Genomic DNA, 15,526 nt, shown 5'->3' with positions numbered 1-15,526 from the left:
CCCGGTGTCTCATCGGGGCGCTTTTTTTCGCAAACAAATATCAGTCAGAGGTTATGCAATGAAGGCCCACCGACTCACCCTGCTCGCTCTCTTGGCGCTGGCCGGCACCACCGCCTGGGCCCAGGCCGACGAGGCGCGGGCCAAGAAGATCGCGGGCGGCTCCTGCTTCCTGTGCCATGGCGCGCAGGGCGAGTCGACCAGCGAGGTGTTTCCGCGCCTGGCCGGGCAGCACGCCGAATACATCACCAAGCAGCTCACCGCTTTCAAGAGCGGCGCGCGCAAGAGCACGGCCATGGTGGAGATGGTCAGCAAGCTCACACCGGACGAGATGGTGGCGTTGGGCAAGTACTACGAGAAGTTCGTGCTCCCGCGCGAAGAAGCCAAAGACCCGCAGCTCGCCGCCATGGGCCGCTACATCTTCCACAACGGCAACAAGTTCAGCGGCGTGCCGGCCTGCGTGAGCTGCCACGGCACCAACGCCGAGGGCGCCGCCAACCTGCCCCGCCTGGCGGGCCAGATCCCGGGCTACATCCACACACAGCTCAAGTCCTTCAACAAGCGCGAGCGCACCAACGACAACGCGGTGATGCACGCGGTGGTGGAGAAGATGACGGAGCTGGAGATGGCGGCCGTGGCGGAATACGTCAGCAGCAAATAAAACGAACCCCCACGCTCCGCCGCTGCGCGGGTCGCTGCCCCCCGAGGGGGCGCGAATTCAGCTTGGGGCGGCCCGGCGCTGGATTCCGAGCCCCCACGCTCCGCCGCTGCGCGGGTCGCTGCCCCCTGAGGGGGCGCGAATTCAGCTTGGGGCGGCCCGGCGCTGGATTCAACCCTGCGTGGCGCGCCTGGAAAACGCGCGCCGCACCACCGCCGCGCCTGCACCGCTGCCGCTGTCGGGCGCGGTGGCCTGCGCGGTCGACACCGGCTGCGTGGGCGCGCACCGCAGCGCGTCGAAGGTGGCTTTCAGCTCCTTCTTCAGGGTCCTGAGCTGCGCCATGTGCGCGTCGATCTGCGCCATCTTGGCCTGCAGCTGCTGCTCGATCTCGGCGCGGCCGAAGGAACCCTTCGCCACCTGGGGCAGGATGGCCCGGATCTCTGACAGCGAGAACCCCAGCGCCTGTGCGCCCCGCACGAACCGCACGGCGGCGACATCGGCGTCGGTGTAGCTCCGGTAGCGGTTGGCCTGACGCCGTGGCGCGCCGATGAGGCCTTGTTTCTCGTAGTAGCGGACGGTGTCGGTGGACACCCCGGCCGCCTGGGCGAACTGGCTGATGTTCATGGTGGCGCGGGCGTGGGAGCCGTCTGAATGGGTGCTTGACATTGGAGCATGGACCAGACTTTACGCTCAGCCGATCCATCCATCAGGCCACAAAAAATGCTCCGATCCTTTCTGCACTTGTGCTCGCTCCTCCTGCCGGTCGTCATGTCGGCCACGCTGCAGGCCCAGACCGTTTCCCCGCCGCCCGGCTCCCCGCCGAAGGTCGGCTTTGCCATCATCAAAACCTCGCAGGTGGCCGTGCCGCAGGCCCTGCTGGTGCCCGGCGGCGACATCACCCGGCAGGTGAACTCCAACTTCTCGGCGTTCCTGATCAAGCACCACGGCGACTACCTGCTGTTCGACACCGGCCTGGGCGAGCAGATCGATGCCCAGTACCAGCAGGGCATGCCGCTGTGGTGGCGGCCCTTCTTCACCTACGACAAGCCGGTGGTGAGCGCGCACACGCAGCTGGACAGGGCCGGCATGCCGCCGCTGCAGCGCGTGATCCTGAGCCACAGCCACTGGGACCACGCCGGCGGCGTGCAGGACTTCCCGGAAGCGCGGATCGGCATTGCCGCGGCAGAGCGACCCCGGTTGCGCGCTCCGAGCACCGGCCCCGGAGGCACCTGGGCCTCACAGGTCGATGCGGACACCATCCGGTGGGAGGATCTGGCGTTCCAGCCCGTGCCGTTCATGGGCTATCCCGAAAGCCTCGACCTCTACCAGGACGGCACCGTGGTGCTGGTCCCGATGCCCGGCCACACCCCGGGCTCGCTGGGCCTCTTCGTCACCACCGACTCCGGCCGGCGGTATTTCTTCATCGGGGATGCGGCCTGGACCCTGGCGGCCTTGCGGCAGGGCGCACCCAAGTTCCGGGTGGCGGGAAAGCTGGTCGACGGGGACGCCCCGCGGACGCAAACCAGCCTGGAACAGGTGCGTGCGCTGATGCAGGCCGACCCGGATCTGGTCGTGGTGCCGGCCCACGACAGCGCCGTGCAGGACGCCCTGGGCTACTTCCCGGCCTGGGTCCGCTGAGCGGCGCCGGCACGCATGCGCCGGTACAGCCAGCCGGCGATGGCCAGGTTCAGCAGGTTCCAGGCGATGCCGTTGATGAAGGCGGCGTCGTAGCTGCCGGTCATGTCGAAGATCCAGCCCGAAAGCCAGCCGCCCAGCGCCATGCCGATCAGGGTGGCCATGATCACCGCGCCAACCCGCGCGCCCACCTCCTGCAGCGCGAAGTGCTCGCGGATGATGATGGCGTAGGACGGCACGATGCCGCCCTGGAACAGGCCGAACAGGGCCGACACCACGTACAGCGGCACCATGCCGTCGAAGGGCAGGAACAGCAGCAGCGCCACGCCCTGCAGCGCCGAGCCCAGCAGCAGGGTGCGGATGCCGCCGATGCGGTCGCAGATGAAGCCCGAGACGAGGCGGCTGACGATGCCGCTGGCCAGCATCAGCGAGAGCATCTCGGCGCCGCGCGCGGCGCCGTAACCGAGGTCGGTGCAATACGCCACGATGTGCACCTGCGGCATCGACATCGCCACGCAGCAGCCCACGCCCGCCACGCACAGCAGCCACTGGGCGCTGGACGGGCTGAGGCCGAAGGGGCGGCTGCGGTCGGCGGCTGGCGCGGCGCCCGCAGCCGCCACGGTCTGCGGCGGCGCCAGCGGTGGCCGCTGCCGCATCAGGCCCGAGAGCGCGAGCATGCCCAGGCCGCAGACCAGACCCATGATCGTGTACGTGGGTCGCCAGCCGATGGTCTCGATGCCGTGCTGCACCAGCGGCGGCCAGAGCGCGCCGGCGATGTAGTTGCCGCTGGCGCAGATCGCCACCGCGATGCCGCGGCGCCGGTTCCACCACTGCGAGGTGTCGGCCAGCAGCGGCGCGAAGGTGGAGGCACCGCCCAGCAGGCCGAGCAGGCCGTGCGCGAGACCGAAGGTCCAGATGCTGCCGGACTGCGCAGCCCAGAGAAAGCCGCCCGCCACCGCCAGCGCGCCCACCCAGAGCACCTTCATCAGGCCGTGCCGGTCGGCCATGCGGCCGGTCCAGATGCCGCCGATGCCCAGACACACCATCATGAAGGTGTAGGGCAGCGATGCGCTGGCGCGGTCGATGCCGAACTCGGTCTGCACCGTGGGCAGCACCACCGACACCACATACATGCTGCTGTTGCCCAGCACCACCAGGCCCAGGGCCACCAGCAGCCGCCAGGCGGCCTGGCGCGAATCGATGACGGACGGGTCGGCGTGCAGGGGTCGGTTCATCCCCGCAATCTAACGCAAGGGCTGCGCCGTCTCGTGTCTCGGGGGCAGCTTGCACCGCCCGGGCTGTTCAGGCCACCTGCGCAGCCAGCTCGCCCTTGTCGTAGCGCTTCTGCATGGCCTCCAGGCTGTGCACCTTCGTGATCTTGCTGGCCATGCCGGCGGCACCGAAGGCTTCGTAGCGCGCCGCGCAGATCGCCTGCATGGCCTTGGTCGCTTCCTTGTAGAACTTGCGCGGGTCGAAGTTCTTGCGGTCTTCGGCCAGGTGCTTGCGGATGGCACCGGTGCTGGCCATGCGCAGGTCGGTGTCGATGTTCACCTTGCGCACGCCATTGCGGATGCCTTCGACGATCTCGTCCACCGGCACGCCATAGGTCTGGCCCATGTCGCCGCCGTACTGGTTGATGATGGCCAGCCAGTCCTCGGGCACGCTGGACGAGCCGTGCATCACCAGGTGCACGTTGGGAATGCGCTGGTGGATTTCCTTCACGCGGTCGATGCGCAGCACCTTGCCGCTGGGCTTGCTGGTGAACTTGTAGGCGCCGTGGCTGGTGCCGATGGCGATGGCCAGCGCGTCCACCTGGGTCTTGGTCACGAAGTCGGCGGCCTCGTCCGGGTCGGTCAGCAGCATGGAATGGTCCAGCTCGCCTTCGGCGCCATGGCCGTCTTCCTCGCCGGCCTTGCCGGTTTCCAGCGAGCCCAGGCAACCCAGCTCGCCTTCCACCGACACGCCGCAGGCGTGGGCGAGGTCCACCACCTGTTTGGTGGTGTTGACGTTGTATTCGTAGCTCGCGGGCGTCTTGCCGTCGGCCAGCAGGCTGCCGTCCATCATCACCGAAGAAAAGCCCGACTGGATCGAGCGGAAGCACACGCCGGGCGTGGCGCCGTGGTCCTGGTGCATGCAGACGGGGATGTGCGGGTACATCTCGATCGCGGCGGCGATCAGGTGGCGCAGGAAGGGCTCGCCCGCGTAGGACCGCGCGCCGGCCGAACCCTGCAGGATGACCGGGCTGTCCACCTGGTCGGCCGCCTGCATGATGGCCTGCACCTGCTCCATGTTGTTGACGTTGAAGGCCGGCAGGCCGTAGCTGTTGTCGGCCGCGTGGTCGAGCAGTTGGCGAAGGGAAATCAGGGCCATGAGGTTGTCTCCGTGGGATTGAAAAATCGGGTCAGGGCTCGGCGCGGCGGGCAAGCACTTCAAACGCCGGCAGCGTCTTGCCTTCCAGCACTTCCAGGAAGGCGCCGCCGCCGGTGGAGATGTAGCCCACATCCTTCTCGATGCCGTACTTGGCAATCGCGGCCAGCGTGTCGCCACCACCGGCGATGCTGAAGGCGCTGGACTCGGCAATCGCCTGGGCGATCACCCTGGTGCCGTTCTCGAAGGCCGCGAACTCGAACACGCCCACCGGGCCGTTCCAGACGATGGTGCCGGCCTGCTTGAGCTTCTGTGCCAGCCTGGCCGCGGTCTTGGGGCCGATGTCCAGGATCAGGTCGTCGTCGGCCACCTCGGTGGCGGCTTTCACCGTCGCTTCGGCGTCGGCCGCGAAAGCCTTGGCGCAGACCACGTCCTCGGGGATCGGCACCTCGGCGCCGCGCGCCTTCATGGCGGCGATCACCGCCGTGGCCTCGCCCAGCAGGTCGGGCTCGGCCAGGCTCTTGCCGATCTTCAGGCCGGCGGCGAGCATGAAGGTGTTGGCGATGCCACCGCCGACGATCAGGCCGTCCACGTTCCTGGCCAGGCTCTGCAGGATGGTCAGCTTGGTGCTGACCTTGCTGCCGGCGACGATGGCGACCAGCGGGCGCTTGGGCGCGGCCAGTGCCTTGCCGATGGCGTCCATCTCGGCCGCCAGCAGCGGGCCGGCGCAGGCGATGGGTGCCGTCTCGGCGATGCCGTAGGTCGTGCCCTCGGCACGGTGCGCGGTGCCGAAGGCGTCGTGCACGAAGATGTCGCAGAGCTTGCCCAGCTTGGCGGCCAGCTCGGGCTTGTTCTTCTTCTCACCCACGTTCAGGCGGCAGTTCTCCAGCAGCACCACCTCGCCGGGGCCGACGGCAAAGCCGCCGTCCACCCAGCCGGACACCAGCCGCACCTCGATGCCGAGCAGGTCGGACAGCCGCCGAGCCACGGGAGAGAGCGAGTCCTCCGGCTTGAACTCACCTTCGGTGGGGCGGCCCAGGTGGGAGGTGACCATCACGGCCGCGCCGGCGTCCAGCGCCATCCGGATCGCTGGAATCGAGGCGCGCACGCGCGTGTCCTCGGTGATGTTGCCGTCATCGTCCATGGGCACATTGAGATCGGCCCGGATGAAGACGCGCTTGCCGCGGGCAAAGCCGCTGCGGCACACGTCGCTGAATCGGAGGAATTTCATCGCAGCCTCCGGGCTCAGTTCGCGCCCACGTGCTGCACGAAGCGCATCATGTTGCAGGTGTAGCCGTACTCGTTGTCGTACCAGCTCACCACCTTCACGAAGCTCTTGTCCAGCGCGATGCCGGCGTCGGCGTCGAAGATCGAGGGCATGGAACAGCCGCGGAAGTCGGTGGAGACCACCTTGTCGCCGGTGTAGCCCAGCACGCCCTTGAGCGGCCCTTCGCTGGCGGTCTTCATCGCAGCACAGATGTCGTCGTAGCTGGCCTCGGCGTTCAGCTCCACCGTCAGGTCCACCACCGACACGTCGGAGGTCGGCACGCGGAAGGCCATGCCGGTGAGCTTCCTGTTCAGCGCGGGCAGCACCACGCCCACGGCCTTGGCGGCACCGGTGGACGACGGAATGATGTTTTCCAGAATGCCGCGGCCACCGCGCCAGTCCTTGCTCGACGGGCCGTCCACCGTCTTCTGCGTGGCGGTCGCCGCGTGCACCGTGGTCATCAGGCCGCGCTTGATGCCGAAGCGGTCATTGAGCACCTTGGCCACCGGGGCCAGGCAGTTGGTGGTGCAGGACGCGGCCGAGACGATGGCTTCGCCCGCGTAGGTCGCGTGGTTCACGCCGAACACGAACATGGGCGTGTCGTCCTTGGACGGGGCCGACTGCACGACCTTCTTGGCGCCGGCATCGATGTGCTTCTGGCAGCTGTCCTTGGTCAGGAAGAAGCCGGTGGATTCGATCACCACGTCGGCGCCCACCTCGTTCCACTTCAGGTTCGCCGGGTCCTTCTCGGCCGTCAGGCGGATCTTGCGGCCGTTGACCACCAGGTGATTCCCGTCCACGGCCACCGTGCCCTTGAAGCGGCCGTGCACCGAGTCGTATTGCAGCATGTAGGCCAGGTAGTCGGGCTCCAGCAGGTCGTTGATGGCCACGACCTCGATGTCCTTGAACTCCGCTTCCTGCGCCACCGCGCGGAACACCATGCGGCCGATGCGGCCGAAGCCGTTGATGCCGATCTTGAGGCTCATGTCTTCTGTCTCCGGATGAAATAAATAAAAGAGGCGTTCAGGCCGAAGCGGCGTTGGCACGCAGGCTCAGCGAGGTGGTCAACGCCGAAAGGTCGGGGATCACGCGGTCGGGCCCGCAGGCCTCGATGGGTTCGCCCATGTTGTAGCCATAGGGCAGCGCCCAGACGGCGATGCCGGCGTTGCGCGCGGTGGCCACGTCGATGGACGAGTCGCCCACGAACACGGCCCGCTCCCGCGCCACGCCGAAGCGCAACAGGCAGTCGTCGACGGCGGCCGGGTTGGGCTTCTTCACCGGCAGCGTGTCGCCGCTGATGACGCGGTGAAACAGCGGCGTGAGGCCGTGCACGTCGAGCACGGTCTGCGTGTAGCGCCCTTCCTTGTTCGTCACCACGGCCAGCTTCACGCCTGCCGCACGCAGCGCCTCCAGGCTCTCGCGCACCTTCGGATAGAGGTGGCTGCGCGTGCCGCAGCGCGCCTGGTAGTGCCGGCCGAACTCGGCCTCGATGGGGCCGAACGCGTCGGACGCGCGCACCTCGGCCGGTGCGATGCCCACGGCCTGGGCCAGGGCCTTGATCAACAGCTCGCGCGTGCCGTGTCCGATCCAGTCGTCCACCTGCTGCTGCGCCACGGGCGCATGGCCCAGACCGGTGAGCGTGTCGTTGACCGCATCGGCGATCTCGGGCGCAGTCTCCACCAGGGTGCCGTCGAGATCGAACAGCACCATGTCAAAAAGGCGGGCGTCCATCAGTGGGTTCCCACGACGATGTGCTCGGGCAGCGGCTCCTCGCGGCGGTGCGAAGCGCGGTGCACCAGGGTGCGCACGGCATCGGCCACGCGCCCGGCCGTGATGCCGAAGTGCTGGTACAGCTCTTTGGCCGGCGCCGACTCGCCGAACGTGGCGATGCCCACCACCACGCCGGTGCGGCCCACGTACTTGCGCCAGAAATCGGGGTGCGCGGCCTCCACCGCCACCGTGGGCAGCGAGAGCGGCAGCACCTTGTCCTGGTAGGCCTCGCTCTGGCGGTCGAACACATTGGTGCTGGGCATGGAGACCACGCGCGTGCGCACGCCGTCGGCGGCCAGCGCCTTCTGGGCCGCCAGCGCGATCTCGATCTCCGACCCCGTGGCCACGATCACCGCCTGTGGGCTCTCCATGTCGGACAGGACGTAGCCACCCCGGCGGATCTGCCCTGCGGTGACCTGACCGGTCACACACGGCAGGTTCTGGCGCGAGAGACACAGCGCGCTCGGGCCGTCGCGGCGTTCGATGGCGCAGGCCCAGGCGACCGCGGTCTCCAGCCCGTCGGCGGGGCGCCACACGTCCAGCCCCGGGATGAGGCGCAGGCTGGGCACATGCTCGACGCTCTGGTGCGTCGGCCCGTCTTCGCCCAGGCCGATGGAGTCGTGCGTGAACACGTGGATGACGCGCTGCTTCATCAGCGCGGCCATGCGGATGGCGTTGCGGCTGTAGTCGGAGAACGTGAGGAAGGTGCCGCCGTAGGGGATGTAGCCCCCGTGCAGCGCAATGCCGTTCATGATGGCCGCCATGCCGAACTCGCGCACGCCGTAGCTCAGGTGGTTGCCCCAGGTGTCGCGGCCAGCCTTCACGCAGCCCTTGAAGTTGGTGAGGTTGGAGCCCGTGAGGTCGGCGCTGCCGCCGAAGAACTCGGGCACCAGAGCACTGAAGGCATCGAGTGCGTTCTGGCTGGCCTTGCGGGTGGCCACCGGGTCGGTCTTGGCCGCAATGCTCTCGAACAACGCGGGCAGGCGGGCCTCGAAATCGGCCGGCAGATCGCCCGCCACGCGGCGCTCGAACTCGGCCGCCTCGGCGGGGAACTCGGTGCGGTAAGCCTCGAAGCGCTGGCGCCAAACGCGCTCGGCCGCGGCACCGCGCTCGCGGGCGTTCCACGCGGCGCCGACGTCGGCCGGGATCTCGAACGGCGCCGCCGTCCAGCCCAGCGCCTCGCGTGTGGCCTGCACCTCGGCCGCGCCCAGGGCCGCACCGTGCACGTCGTGCGTGCCGGCCTTGTTGGGCGAGCCCATGCCGATCACGGTCTTGCAGCAGATCAGGGTGGGCTTGCCGTCGGCGCGCACGCCCTGCTTCTTCGCGGCGACCAGCGCAGCCTCGATGGCCGCCGGGTCGTGGCCGTCCACGTCCGGAATCACGTGCCAGCCATAGGCCTCGAAGCGCTTGGGCGTGTCGTCGGTGAACCAGCCTTCGACGTGGCCGTCGATGGAGATGCCGTTGTCGTCGTAGAAGGCCACCAGCTTCGAGAGGCGCAGCGTGCCGGCGAGCGCGCAGGCCTCGTGGCTGATGCCTTCCATCATGCAGCCGTCGCCCAGGAAGACGTAGGTGAAGTGGTCGACGATGGTGTGGTCCGGCCGGTTGAACTCCTGCGCCAGCAGCTTCTCGGCCAGCGCCATGCCGACGCCGTTGCTGATGCCCTGGCCCAGCGGGCCGGTGGTGGTTTCCACGCCGGGAGTGATGCCGACCTCGGGGTGGCCCGCGGTCTTGCTGTGCAGCTGGCGAAACTTCTTCAGTTCCTCCATCGGCAGGTCGTAGCCCGTGAGGTGCAGCAGCGCGTAGATCAGCATCGAGCCGTGGCCGTTGGACAGCACGAAGCGGTCGCGGTCGGGCCAGTGCGGGTTGGCCGGGTTGTGGCGCAGGTGCCGGTTCCACAGCACCTCGGCGATGTCGGCCATGCCCATGGGTGCGCCGGGGTGGCCGCTCCTGGCTTTCTCGACCGCGTCGACGGCGAGCATGCGGATGGCGTTGGCCATCTGGCGGGCGAGTTCGGGGGTCGGGTTTTTCATGTCTGTCTCCTCGTCCCGATCAACCCTGCCCCAGCGCGCGCTTCTTGCGTTCCATCATCCGCCAGATGAAGGGCGTGAAGATGAGCTGCATCGCCAGTTCCATCTTGCCGCCGGGCACCACGATGGTGTTGGCGCGGCTCATCCACGAGCCGTTGATCATGGACAGCAGGTACTGGAAGTCGATGCCTTTGGGCTTGGCGAAGCGGATCACCACCATGCTCTCGTCGGCACTCGGGATGTCGCGCGCGATGAAGGGGTTGGAGGTGTCCACCACTGGCACGCGCTGGAAGTTCACGTGCGTCAGGCCGAACTGCGGGACGATGTAGTTCACGTAGTCGGGCATGCGGCGCAGGATGGTGTCGACCACCGCCTCCTGGCTGTAGCCGCGCTGGGTCTTGTCGCGGATCAGCTTCTGCGTCCATTCCAGGTTGATCGAGGGCACCACGCCGATCAGCAGGTCGGGGTAGCGCGCAATGTCCACGGTGTCGGTCTTCACCGCGCCGTGCAGGCCTTCGTAGAACAGCAGGTCGGTGTCGGCCGGGATCTCTTCCCAGGGCGTGAAGGTGCCCGGTTCCTGCTGGTAGGGCGCCGCTTCTTCGGCGTTGTGCAGGTACTTGCGGCATTTGCCGCTGCCGTCGGTGGCGTACTGGCGGAACAGGCCTTCGATCTCCTCGAACAGGTTGCCCTCGGCGCCGAAGTGGCTGAAGTGCTGGTTGCCCTTGGCCTCCTCCTCGGCCATGCGCACCTTCATGGCCTTGCGGTCGTAGCGGTGGAAGCTGTCGCCTTCGATGACGGCGGCCGTCAGCTCTTCGCGGCGGAAGATGTTCTGGAAGGTGCGCGTCACCGTGGAGGTGCCTGCGCCGCTGGAACCCGTGATGGCGATGATGGGATGTCGTTCTGACATGGCTTGTCTCCGGAGATGAAAAATGCGGTGCGAGGCTCAGGCAAGGAACAGCGAGCGCTCTGCGAACAGCGGGTTGTCGTCCTTGTAGGCCACCGGTTCTCGGTGGTAGCGCTCGATGCGCTCGACCTCGTGTTTGCTGCCGAAGACCAGGCCGATGCGCTGGTGCAGCGCCGTGGGCTGGACGGTGAGCATGGGTTCGCGGCCGGTGCTGGCACGGCCGCCGGCCTGCTCCATGATCATGGCGATGGGGTTGGCCTCGTACAGCAGGCGCAGGCGGCCCGGCTTGCTGGTGTCCTTGGTGTCGCGCGGGTACATGAAGACGCCGCCGCGCATCAGGATGCGGTGCGCCTCGGCCACCATGGACGCGATCCAGCGCATGTTGAAGTCCTTGCCGCGCGGTCCGGTCTTGCCGGCCAGGCACTCGTCCACGTAGCGCTTCACCGGCGCTTCCCAGAAGCGCGCGTTCGACGCGTTGATGGCGAACTCCTGCGTGTCCTCGGGCACCTTCAGGTTGGGGTGGGTCAGCATGAACTGGCCCAGGTTCGGGTCCAGCGTGAAGCCGGCCACACCGTTGCCCACGGTCAGCACCAGCATGGTGGTGGGGCCGTAGAGCGCGTAGCCCGCGGCCATCTGCTGCGTGCCGGGCTGCAGGAAGTCGGCCTCCACCACGTCGCGGCCGGAGTCGATCACGTCCTGCGGCGCGCGCAGGATGGAGAAGATCGAACCCACGGTCACGTTCACGTCGATGTTGCTCGAACCATCAAGCGGGTCGAACACCAGCAGGTACTTGCCGCGCTGCTGCGTCTCGGGAATCTGGTACGGGTGGTCCATCTCTTCGGACGCCATGCCCGCCAGGTGGCCGCCCCACTCGGTCATCTGGGTGAAGTACTCGTTGCTGATCACGTCCAGCTTCTTCTGCACCTCGCCCTGCACGTTGACGCTGGTGCTCACCTCGGGCTCGGCACCCGGGTTGCCCAGCACGCCGCCGAGTTCACCGAAGGCGACCGAGCGCGCGATGGCCTTGCAAGCCAGGGCCACGTCCAGCAGCAGGGCGTTGAAGTCGCCGCTGGCACCGGGGTAGCGGCGGCGTTGTTCGATCAGGTATTGCGTGAGCGTGAAGCGGCGGCGCGTGGTCATGGCAGGGCTTTCGGAGGTTTCAGGAATTCGAGGCTTGGGCAGGGGTTCTCAGCGCCGGGCCGCCCCAAGCTGAGAACGCGCCCCCTCGGGGGGCAGCGACTCGCGAAGCGACGGAGCGTGGGGGCTTGCGTTCTGGCGAAGCTGGCGCATCACGTTGCGATACCCGCCGTCGTTGTCGGGCGCGCCGAACACGGCGCTGCCGGCGACCAGGGTGTCGGCCCCGGCGGCGACGATCTCGGCGATGTTGTCGACCTTCACGCCGCCGTCCACTTCCAGCCAGATCTCGCGGCCGGTCTCGACCTTTACCGCATCGATGCGGCGGCGCGCGTCGCGCAGCTTGCCCAGCGTGGACGGAATGAACTTCTGGCCGCCGAAGCCCGGGTTCACGCTCATCAGAAGCACCAGGTCCAGCTTGTCCATGACGTGGTCCATCAGCGCAAGCGGCGTGGCCGGGTTGAACACCAGGCCGGCCTTGCAGCCGTGGTCGCGGATCAGCTGCAGCGTGCGGTCCACATGGCGGCTGGCCTCGGGGTGGAAGCTGATGAGGTTGGCGCCGGCCTTGGCGAACAGCGGGATCAGCGCGTCCACCGGCTCGACCATCAGGTGCACGTCGATGCCGATCCTCACGTGCGGGCGGATCGCCTCGCACACCAGCGGCCCGATGGTGAGGTTGGGCACGTAGTGGTTGTCCATCACGTCGAAGTGCACCAGGTCGGCACCGGCGGCTTCGATGGCGCGCACCTCCTCGCCCAGGCGGGCGAAGTCGGCGGAGAGGATGGAGGGGGCGATGCGGATGGCGGACATGGCGGGCAGGTCGATGGCTGGACGGGACATCACTGGGCGTGCCATTCGCGCAGCCGCGGCACGCTGACCTGCGTCAGGTCGGTCACGGTGCGCAGCGCACCCTTGAAGTCGTGGTGGGCGGTGAAGCGGTTGGGCGTGATCACCGTCTTCAGGCCGGCGGCGGTGGCGGCGCGCAGGCCGTTGGACGAGTCCTCGAAGGCCACGCAGTCGGCGGCGCGGAAGCCCAGGTCGGCCAGCACCTTCATATAGACCTGCGGGTGCGGCTTCTTGATGGGCGCGTTGCTGGCGTCGCCCACGGCCAGGAAGTGCCCGCGCCAGTCGGGGCCGATGGCGGTGCGCAGCAGGGCCGCGATGTTCACCGGCGAGGTGGTGGTGGCAATGGCCAGCTGCAGGCCCTGGGCGCGGGCCTCGCTCATCAGCGCCAGCACGCCGGGCCGCAGGGTCACGGCGCCCTGGAGCACCGCGTTCTCGTAGTACGCGGTCTTGGTTTCGTGCAGCCGGGTCACCAGATCCTTCACCGCGCCCGCGTCGACCTCCTTGTGGTCGGGGTTCACGCTGTGCCAGTAGTGCATCAGCCGCTCACGCCCGCCGGAAATGTCCAGCAGGCGGATGTACTCGTCCACCCCCCAGCGCCAGTCCAGCCCTTCCTGGCGGAAGGCGTGGTTGAAAGCCTCCAGGTGCAGGCCTTCGGTGTCGGCCAGCGTGCCGTCAACGTCGAAGATCAGGGCCTTGAGCATGTCCGTTCACCTTTTTCATGCAATGGGATTCGAGGGGGTGAAGGGACTGTATGGCGCACTTTAAATAAGGTAAATTCACATATCGTTGACTTTGACTTAAGCAATTACTTAATGAAGAACGCCACCTTCCGCCAGTTGCGGGTGTTCAACGAGGTCGCCCGCCACCTCAGCTTCGCGCGCGCGGCCGAGGCCCTGCACCTCACGCCGCCCGCGGTCACGATGCAGATCAAGGAGCTGGAAGGCCACGTCGGGCTGCCGCTGTTCGAGCGCTCAGGCCGCCAGGTGGCGCTGACCACGGCCGGCGAGTACATGCTGGTCTACGCACGCAAGGTGCTGGCCACGCTCAAGGACGCCGAGGACACCGCTGCGCGCCTCAAGCAGGTCGAGGCCGGGCAGCTGACCATCGGCATGGTGAGCACCGCCAAGTACTTCCTGCCGCCGCTGCTGGCGCAGTTCCAGCACGAACACCAGGGGGTGGAAATCCGGCTGGAGGTGGGCAACCGCGAGCAGTTGGTGAAGATGCTGCAGGGCAACGAGGTGGACATCGCCATCATGGGCCGCCCGCCCCGCGAACTGGCCACGCGCGTCGAGCCCTTCGCGGCCCACCCGCATGTGTTCGTGGCGCCGGTGGACCACCCGCTGATGCGCATCGGCCACCCCACGGTGGAGAGCCTGCGGCCCTACGGCTTCATCCTGCGCGAACCGGGTTCGGGCACGCGGGCGGCGATGGAGAAGTTCCTGGAGAAGTCGCGCATGGAGCCGCGCGTGGTGATGGAGATGGGCAGCAACGAGACCATCAAGCAGGCGGTGATGGCCGGCATGGGCATCAGCTTCCTCTCGCTGCACACCATCGGACTCGAACTCGAACACGGCCTGATCGCCATCCTCGACGTGGAGGGCACGCCCATCGTGCGCGCCTGGAACGTGGTGCACACGCTGTCCAAGCTGCTCTCACCCTCGGCCGAGGCCTTCCGCTACTTCATGCTCGAACACGCCGAGCGCTACCTGGCCGACAAGTACGGCCGCCACCTGCGGCTGCAGCCGGCCGGCTGAGCGAGCCGCTTCAGAGCGGCTCGACGCGCGAGAGGTCGGGCCGCTCCAGCCACTGGGCGAACTCGTCGGCCAGTTGTTCGGCCGCCGCGGTCGCGCCGTTCCACACCTTCATGCGGCCCGCCAGGTCCTGGCCGTAGCGGGTGAAGTCGTTGCGGTCGGGCAGCTTGCCCTCTGGCAGGGTGCGCACCCAGCCGGGGTCGGGCGCGATCACCAGCATGCGGTCCAGCGCGTGGCTGGCCACATGCCGCCGCTTCCAGGCCTTGTCCAGCCAGCCCGGCACCACGGCCTGCTGGAAGTGCGGGTAGAGCACGATGGGCGACGCCTCGGGCGTGCGGTAGTGCAGGTGCAGGTGGTAGTCGGTGATGCCGCCGTCCCAGTAGGCGCCGGCCGGCGCGCCCGGGATGTGCTGCACCGGCCGCAGCACGAAGGGAATGGAACAGCTGGCCTGCAGCGCCGGCATGAAGTTCTCGGCGCTGAGCGGAATCTGGCGCGTGCGGAAGTCGTGGGTGGCGAACGGCAGGGGCGCCGCGTGGCCCGAGGCCGCCGAGGAGAACACCACCCGCTCCAGCCAGGCGCCCAGCGCCTTGCGGCCCACCGCGTTGCTGACGAAGGCGCCCAGATAGCCCAGCGGCGTGCGCAGGGCGCCGTCGCGCGCCAGCACATGGCGCCCGCGCGAGGCCACGATGTGCAGGCGGTAGCGCGGGTGCGCCAGCACCTCGTTCACACGGCCGCCATAGAAGCGCTGTAAGTTGCTCGCGAACTGCCCGCTGATCTGCTCGGGCGTGGCGCGCTTCTTTCCGGGCGGCAGCTCGAAGTGCTGGGCGATGTATTCGCGCTGCAGGTGCATCAGCGCCGCCGCGGGGTCGTCCAGGCAGGCGGTGGCCATGCGCCAGGCGCCGATGGACGCGCCCACCAGGTCGACCGGCTGGGCGCTGCGCGGCAGCCACTGGCCAAAGATGAAGCGGTCCAGCGGACCGAGGATCAGGCCCTTGGGGCCGCCCGCCGCGGCGGGAATGGCGCCGACGTCCTGCGGGCGCAGGCCCTGCTCGCGCAGGTGGCGCAATGCCGCAGGCCCGGCGTAGAAGCGCAATGAGGGTGTGGACACAGATTCGGGCGGCACCGGGTTAACCCGGACGCCGTTGACAGCAGAGTGACAGACGAGGGAAC

15 protein-coding genes are annotated in these 15,526 nt (G+C 68.2%); 3 read left to right on the top strand and 12 right to left on the bottom strand.

The features are described from left to right. The first annotated feature begins 58 nt into the window (after nucleotides 1-58). Nucleotides 59-658: a c-type cytochrome gene (locus tag HPF_RS06230; protein WP_079367102.1), complete on the top strand. Its 600-nt coding sequence runs from the start codon at nucleotides 59-61 to the stop codon at nucleotides 656-658. A gap of 168 nt (nucleotides 659-826) precedes the next feature. On the opposite strand, the gene HPF_RS06225 is transcribed toward HPF_RS06230, so the two are convergent. Continuing rightward, nucleotides 827-1,321: a MerR family transcriptional regulator gene (locus HPF_RS06225; RefSeq protein WP_133156072.1), complete on the bottom strand. Its 495-nt coding sequence runs from the start codon at nucleotides 1,319-1,321 to the stop codon at nucleotides 827-829. A 75-nt stretch (nucleotides 1,322-1,396) separates the two neighbouring features. Between HPF_RS06225 and HPF_RS06220 the strand changes: the two genes are divergently transcribed. Then, a complete protein-coding gene (locus HPF_RS06220) occupies nucleotides 1,397-2,293 on the top strand; it encodes an MBL fold metallo-hydrolase (protein ID WP_165961658.1) in 897 nt (298 codons plus the stop codon). Here HPF_RS06220 and HPF_RS06215 read toward each other — a convergent pair. The 10 genes from HPF_RS06215 to HPF_RS06170 form a co-directional block, all read right to left on the bottom strand. Next, nucleotides 2,269-3,525 carry an MFS transporter gene (locus HPF_RS06215; RefSeq protein ID WP_133156070.1) on the bottom strand — a complete coding sequence of 419 codons (1,257 nt, stop codon included), beginning with the start codon at nucleotides 3,523-3,525 and terminating at the stop codon, nucleotides 2,269-2,271. The two genes, HPF_RS06220 and HPF_RS06215, sit on opposite strands and share 25 nt — an antisense overlap. 67 nt (nucleotides 3,526-3,592) lie before the next feature. Further along, complete coding sequence (gene fba, locus HPF_RS06210) at nucleotides 3,593-4,660, bottom strand: class II fructose-bisphosphate aldolase (protein WP_133156069.1); 1,068 nt, start codon at nucleotides 4,658-4,660, stop codon at nucleotides 3,593-3,595. Nucleotides 4,661-4,691: 31 nt separating this feature from the next. Then, a complete protein-coding gene (locus tag HPF_RS06205; protein WP_133156068.1) occupies nucleotides 4,692-5,888 on the bottom strand; it encodes a phosphoglycerate kinase in 1,197 nt (398 codons plus the stop codon). A gap of 14 nt (nucleotides 5,889-5,902) precedes the next feature. Then, a complete protein-coding gene (gene gap / locus HPF_RS06200) occupies nucleotides 5,903-6,910 on the bottom strand; it encodes a type I glyceraldehyde-3-phosphate dehydrogenase (RefSeq protein ID WP_133156067.1) in 1,008 nt (335 codons plus the stop codon). Between the two features lie 37 nt (nucleotides 6,911-6,947). Beyond that, nucleotides 6,948-7,655, bottom strand: a complete 708-nt coding sequence (locus HPF_RS06195) for an HAD family hydrolase (RefSeq protein WP_133156066.1) — start codon at nucleotides 7,653-7,655, stop codon at nucleotides 6,948-6,950. After that, nucleotides 7,655-9,724: a transketolase gene (tkt, locus tag HPF_RS06190; RefSeq protein WP_133156065.1), complete on the bottom strand. Its 2,070-nt coding sequence runs from the start codon at nucleotides 9,722-9,724 to the stop codon at nucleotides 7,655-7,657. The genes HPF_RS06195 and tkt overlap by 1 nt, the downstream gene beginning before the upstream one ends. Nucleotides 9,725-9,743: 19 nt before the next feature. Beyond that, the gene (locus HPF_RS06185; protein ID WP_079364720.1) at nucleotides 9,744-10,628 is read right to left on the bottom strand and encodes a phosphoribulokinase; all 885 of its coding nucleotides are present in this window, start codon (nucleotides 10,626-10,628) and stop codon (nucleotides 9,744-9,746) included. A 36-nt stretch (nucleotides 10,629-10,664) separates the two neighbouring features. After that, on the bottom strand, nucleotides 10,665-11,765 hold the full coding sequence (locus tag HPF_RS06180; protein ID WP_127803074.1) for a class 1 fructose-bisphosphatase: 1,101 nt from the start codon (nucleotides 11,763-11,765) through the stop codon (nucleotides 10,665-10,667). A 48-nt stretch (nucleotides 11,766-11,813) separates the two neighbouring features. Then, nucleotides 11,814-12,569, bottom strand: coding sequence for a ribulose-phosphate 3-epimerase (rpe, locus tag HPF_RS06175; RefSeq protein WP_133158038.1), 756 nt, complete (start codon nucleotides 12,567-12,569; stop codon nucleotides 11,814-11,816). 29 nt (nucleotides 12,570-12,598) lie between these two features. Beyond that, the gene (locus HPF_RS06170; RefSeq protein WP_133156064.1) at nucleotides 12,599-13,306 is read right to left on the bottom strand and encodes an HAD-IA family hydrolase; all 708 of its coding nucleotides are present in this window, start codon (nucleotides 13,304-13,306) and stop codon (nucleotides 12,599-12,601) included. A gap of 111 nt (nucleotides 13,307-13,417) precedes the next feature. Between HPF_RS06170 and HPF_RS06165 the strand changes: the two genes are divergently transcribed. Continuing rightward, nucleotides 13,418-14,359 (top strand): LysR family transcriptional regulator, encoded by a 942-nt coding sequence (locus tag HPF_RS06165; protein ID WP_066156594.1) that lies wholly within the window; start codon nucleotides 13,418-13,420, stop codon nucleotides 14,357-14,359. Nucleotides 14,360-14,369: 10 nt separating this feature from the next. Here HPF_RS06165 and HPF_RS06160 read toward each other — a convergent pair whose 3' ends face one another. After that, entirely contained in the window at nucleotides 14,370-15,464 is a 1,095-nt protein-coding gene (locus tag HPF_RS06160; RefSeq protein ID WP_133156063.1) for a patatin-like phospholipase family protein, read from the bottom strand. Nucleotides 15,465-15,526: the final 62 nt, after the last annotated feature.

Source organism: Hydrogenophaga pseudoflava (assembly GCF_004353865.1).
GTDB lineage: Bacteria > Pseudomonadota > Gammaproteobacteria > Burkholderiales > Burkholderiaceae_C > Hydrogenophaga > Hydrogenophaga pseudoflava.
The sequence above is the reverse complement of the archived record's forward strand: the minus strand, read 5'-3'. Positions and strand labels throughout refer to the sequence as shown.

Excerpts from the sequence above, each read along its gene's own strand:
- rpe (WP_133158038.1), bottom strand. The coding sequence starts at position 12,569 with ATGTCCGCCATCCGCATCGCCCCCTCCATCCTCTCCGCCGACTTCGCC.
- gap (WP_133156067.1), bottom strand. The coding sequence starts at position 6,910 with ATGAGCCTCAAGATCGGCATCAACGGCTTCGGCCGCATCGGCCGCATG.
- HPF_RS06205 (WP_133156068.1), bottom strand. The coding sequence starts at position 5,888 with ATGAAATTCCTCCGATTCAGCGACGTGTGCCGCAGCGGCTTTGCCCGC.
- HPF_RS06195 (WP_133156066.1), bottom strand. The coding sequence starts at position 7,655 with ATGGACGCCCGCCTTTTTGACATGGTGCTGTTCGATCTCGACGGCACC.
- fba (WP_133156069.1), bottom strand. The coding sequence starts at position 4,660 with ATGGCCCTGATTTCCCTTCGCCAACTGCTCGACCACGCGGCCGACAAC.
- HPF_RS06225 (WP_133156072.1), bottom strand. The coding sequence starts at position 1,321 with ATGTCAAGCACCCATTCAGACGGCTCCCACGCCCGCGCCACCATGAAC.
- HPF_RS06180 (WP_127803074.1), bottom strand. The coding sequence starts at position 11,765 with ATGACCACGCGCCGCCGCTTCACGCTCACGCAATACCTGATCGAACAA.
- HPF_RS06165 (WP_066156594.1), top strand. The coding sequence starts at position 13,418 with ATGAAGAACGCCACCTTCCGCCAGTTGCGGGTGTTCAACGAGGTCGCC.
- HPF_RS06185 (WP_079364720.1), bottom strand. The coding sequence starts at position 10,628 with ATGTCAGAACGACATCCCATCATCGCCATCACGGGTTCCAGCGGCGCA.
- tkt (WP_133156065.1), bottom strand. The coding sequence starts at position 9,724 with ATGAAAAACCCGACCCCCGAACTCGCCCGCCAGATGGCCAACGCCATC.
- HPF_RS06230 (WP_079367102.1), top strand. The coding sequence starts at position 59 with ATGAAGGCCCACCGACTCACCCTGCTCGCTCTCTTGGCGCTGGCCGGC.
- HPF_RS06170 (WP_133156064.1), bottom strand. The coding sequence starts at position 13,306 with ATGCTCAAGGCCCTGATCTTCGACGTTGACGGCACGCTGGCCGACACC.
- HPF_RS06215 (WP_133156070.1), bottom strand. The coding sequence starts at position 3,525 with ATGAACCGACCCCTGCACGCCGACCCGTCCGTCATCGATTCGCGCCAG.